Origin of the sequence: Aeromicrobium sp. REDSEA-S32_B7, from assembly GCF_001626145.1 — a bacterium.
Classification (GTDB): domain Bacteria; phylum Actinomycetota; class Actinomycetes; order Propionibacteriales; family Nocardioidaceae; genus Aeromicrobium; species Aeromicrobium erythreum.
Genome location: NZ_LUNF01000223.1, coordinates 1 through 3,523, shown reverse-complemented (window position 1 = coordinate 3,523; position 3,523 = coordinate 1). Strand labels below are relative to the sequence as shown.

The 3,523-nt window shown below is 72.6% G+C and carries 4 protein-coding genes; 2 read left to right on the top strand and 2 right to left on the bottom strand.

The features are described from left to right. Positions 1-77 precede the first annotated feature (77 nt). Together A6Q79_RS14635 and A6Q79_RS14630 are read right to left on the bottom strand one after the other, a co-directional pair. The gene (locus A6Q79_RS14635) at positions 78-1,043 is read right to left on the bottom strand and encodes a hypothetical protein (RefSeq protein WP_317698678.1); all 966 of its coding nucleotides are present in this window, start codon (positions 1,041-1,043) and stop codon (positions 78-80) included. Beyond that, entirely contained in the window at positions 1,040-2,590 is a 1,551-nt protein-coding gene (locus A6Q79_RS14630) for an FAD-dependent oxidoreductase (RefSeq protein WP_317698677.1), read from the bottom strand. Before A6Q79_RS14630 ends, A6Q79_RS14635 begins: the two co-directional genes overlap by 4 nt. Positions 2,591-2,655: 65 nt before the next feature. Here A6Q79_RS14630 and A6Q79_RS14625 point away from each other — a divergent pair, with 65 nt between their 5' ends. Then, on the top strand, positions 2,656-3,372 hold the full coding sequence (locus A6Q79_RS14625) for a TetR/AcrR family transcriptional regulator (RefSeq protein ID WP_317698676.1): 717 nt from the start codon (positions 2,656-2,658) through the stop codon (positions 3,370-3,372). Further along, positions 3,369-3,523: class II aldolase/adducin family protein (locus A6Q79_RS14620; protein ID WP_317698679.1), on the top strand; the 155-nt coding region annotated here is incomplete at its 3' end. The genes A6Q79_RS14625 and A6Q79_RS14620, both read left to right, overlap by 4 nt.

Sequence of the window (3,523 nt, the reverse complement as noted above, 5' to 3'; positions counted from 1 at the left end):
CGTGGCTCGTCGCTGGCGCTCCTCGCACCTCGACCAGCGAGAGTGGGTGCTCCTCGCACCTCGTCCAGCGACTGGCGTCAGCGGAAGCGGGCCCTCTTCGGCAGGTACGGCGCGACACCGCGCTCGCCCACGTGGACCCGCAGCACCGCGTGGTGCGAGGCGTCGCCCTGGATCGCGGACTGGTTGGCGACCAGCACCGTCTTGCCGAGGAACGTCGCGTTGCACGGGGAGTCGAAGGGGATCTCCGAGCCGTTCTCGCCGGTGAGCGGGACGGCGGGGAAGGAGTCGACCTCCTCGCCGGTGGCCGGGTCGATCTCGGCGATCCGGTTGGTGAGGCCGACCATCGCGACGTACACGTGCCCGCTGCGCCGCCCGATGCCGAAGCCGTCGGGCAGGTCGGTGGGCTGGCTGGTCCACACGACCTCGACGTCGCCGGGGGCGCGGCCCTCGAGGGGGACCCGCAGCAGCGCGCCGTTGGTGGGCAGCGCGTCGCCGGTCGACAGGGTCTGCTGGGTCAGCAGGAAGGCGCGGCCCTCGGGCAGGTAGCGGATGCCGGTGGTGCCGAAGCCCAGGACGCCATCGAGCGCCGGGTCGCGCAGCCACTCGGTGACCTTGCCCCGCCGGGTCACGCGGTGGACGACCCCGTCGCCGTAGTCGGTGACGTAGAGCCCGCCGGGGGCCCAGGTCGCGTAGTTGGGCACCGAGCCCTCGGGCAGCGTGGCGACGGTGCGCCAGCGGCCCGTGGTCACGTCCAGCGTCAGGATCCGCGACGTGGTCGTGTCCAGCACGACCAGGCGACCCGACCGGGTCTGCGCGGCCACCTGCACGCCGTGCTCGCCGCCCTCGAGGTCCTGACCGGGCACGGCCCAGGAGCGCAGCAGGGTGCCGGACCGGGTCCACTCGAAGACCTTGGACGGCTGGCCGTCGGGGGCTGCGTAGGTGCCGGCGTACACCCGCTTGTTGGTGTGGACGTGGACGTACGCCGGGGCGCCGGGTGAGGGGACCCGGGCGAACACCGTGGTGGTCCACTTCTGCCGCCTCACAGTCGCTCCCCGACCTCGATCGCGGCACGCTGGCCGGCGCGGACGGCGCCGTCCATGTAGCCCGACCAGTACGTCGAGGTCTCGGTGCCCGCCCAGTGCACGCGACCGAACACCTGGCGGATCGCCGGGCCGAAGTCGGTCAGGGTGCCGGGTGCGTGGAAGGCGGTGGGCCCGCCGCCGGTCCACCGCTCCTTGGTCCAGTCCTGCTCGGTGTACTCGATCGGCTTGAGTGCCTTCTCGCCGAACATCGCCGCGAAGCCCTCGAGGACGGCCCTACGGCGCTCCTTGCGGGATAGCGGGCCGTACGTGCGCCAGGTCGAGCCGCCGACGAAGGCCAGCAGCACGCCCGGGTCACCGGAGGCGGGGGAGTTGTCGAAGACCGCGCGGGCGGCGCCGGCGTCGTTGATGCCGAAACCGTTGAGCCCGTCCTCGCGCCAGAACGGCGTCTCGTAGACGGCGTCGCACTTCATCAGCTGACCCATGTCCATGTGCCGCAGCAGCTGGGTGCGGCGCACCGGCAGTCGGGGGAACCAGTCGATGTCGAGGACCATCGGCGGCGGGCAGGCGACCACGACGCGCTTGGCGCGGACCGTGCCGCGCTTCGTGCGCACGACCACGCGCCCGTCCTTCTGCTCGATGCGCTTCACGGCGGCGTCGAGCGCCACCGCGTCGCCGAGCTTGCGGGCCAGGCGCAGCGGGATGAGCTGGGAGCCGCCGATGATCCGGCTCTCCTGGGCTCCGCCCGCGGTGTCGGAGTTGCGGGAGAAGGTGCCGACGTTGGTCTCGTTGCCCGAGCAGGCGATGTACCACAGCACGAACAGCAGCGAGAGCTCGTCGGGGTCGGCGCCGAAGCCGGGCTGGGTCCAGGACTTGATGAGGTTGCCGACGCCGCTGGAGTTGAGCGCGTTACGCCGGATGAACTCACCCAGGCTCATGCCGTCCCACTCCAGGGCGCTGGGGTGCGACCAGGGTGCGCTGACGTCGATCTCGGCGGCCATCGAGTCCATCCGGGTCAGCAGGATCGCGGCGTCGGGGAGGATCGTGGGGTCCGGCGGGACGGTGCCGGAGTACTCCTGGCGGCCGGTCAGCGAGGAGATGTAGACGCTGTTGCCCTCGTTGTACTCCAGGAAGGTGCGGACCTTCAGCTCCTTCGCGAGCGCGAGGATGTGGTCCTGGGTGGGGCCGACGAACGCGCCGCCGGCCTCGATCACCCCACCGGAGCGGAGCCGGTGGTTGAGCACCCGACCCCCGACGCGATCGCGCGCCTCCACGCACAGCACGTCCAGGCCCTGCTCGAGCAGCTCCCGGGTGGCGACGAGGCCGGAGATGCCGGCGCCGACGACCACGACGTCGACCTTCCGGGGCAGGCGCCCCTGGCGGCCTCCGCCCCCGCCGCCCGAGCGGGCGTCGGCCGCGCCCGCGGAGAGCAGCAGCCCCCCGGTCGCGGCGGCGGTGCCGGCCGCGCCGGTGGTGAGCAGGTGACGACGCGACAGGGCAGCGTGCGAGGCGCCGTGCGAGGGTGTGGGGGAGTGCTGGGCCTGGGTCATGGCGCTCCGATCGTGGAAACGTGAACATGTGTCAGTTTCAGGATCGGTACCCTACACTCCGACACATGCCGGTGGAACGAGCTGAGACGCAGATCGCTGTGCCGACCGCGCGTCCCTCCGAGGCGTCCAACGAGACCGCCCCCGACCCGGTCACGGGTGCCGTGCGTCGCGTCCCCAGCCAGCAGCGCAGCCGCAAGCGCGTGGAGGCCATCCTCGACGCCGCCGAGCGGCTGGTCCTCGCCGACGGGGTCGAGTCGCTCACCACGAGGGCCATCGCCTCGGAGGCGGAGGTGCCGGTCGCCTCGCTCTACCAGTACTTCGGGGACAAGGAGGCCGTCCTCCTCGCGCTCGCCGGGCGCGACATGGAGGAGATGGACGCCCAGGTCGCCGAGGACATCGCGACCCTCCCCGTGCTGAGCGTCGCCACCGTCGTGCGCGCCTCGATGCAGGCCTTCGTGACCGTCTACCGTCGCCGGCCCGCGTTCGTCGAGATCTACCTCCGGGGTCGCACCAACGTCGCCGTCGCACGGTTCGGACGCGCTCACAACGTGCGGGTCGCCGACATGCTGCGCAGCTTCGCCCTCGAGCGCGGCCTGTGCCGCGAGGACCTCACGCTCGACGCGGCCACCCTCGCCGTGGAGGTCGGCGACCGGGTCTTCCAGCTGGCCTACGAGAACACCCCCGACGGCGACGCCGCCCTGGTCGAGGAGGGCATCACGATGATGACCGCCTACCTCGAGCGCTACGCCACCGACGCCGGCCTGGCAGGCGTCCCCGCGTGAGCGACCGCCCCAGCCTGCGCGAGGAGCTCGCCGCCGCGGCCCGACGGGTCGCCGACGAGGGACTGGTCGTCGGCACCGGAGGCAACCTGTCGGTCCGCGACGGCGACGACGTCCTGGTCACCGCCTCCGGGGTGGACCTGGCGCGCTGCAC